A 333-nucleotide genomic window follows, 5' to 3' on the forward strand; every position below is an offset into this window, starting at 1 on the left:
GTGCGTCCGGGCGATGTGGTTCATTTCATCGCGGACGGCCTGACGCTCTGGTGCACGCTGCAGGGCGTGCCGGTGCTGCAGACCCGCGACGGTGAGCATCAGCTGTATGAACCCGATCCGACGCGTGAAGGCGAATGGCGTATTGCGCGGATATATGATCGTCACGACAACTGTCAGCATCTGGGCTGGAACGCCGCGGGCCAGCTGATCGCCATCGCCGGGGATAATGAGGAGATGGCGGTGGAGCTTGACTATGAGGGCGTGCATGGCCGCCTGTGCGCGGTGCATCAGCGCACCGGCAGCGGGCGTCACCGGCTGGCCTGCTATGGCTAC

At 64.6% G+C, this 333-nt stretch carries 1 protein-coding gene; it reads left to right on the forward strand.

What is annotated here, in order from left to right:
- The coding region (locus NG42_RS22960) for a hypothetical protein (protein WP_052903104.1) at positions 1-333 on the forward strand (333 nt) is incomplete at both ends.

Source organism: Winslowiella iniecta, from assembly GCF_001267535.1.
GTDB classification, from domain to species: domain Bacteria; phylum Pseudomonadota; class Gammaproteobacteria; order Enterobacterales; family Enterobacteriaceae; genus Erwinia; species Erwinia iniecta.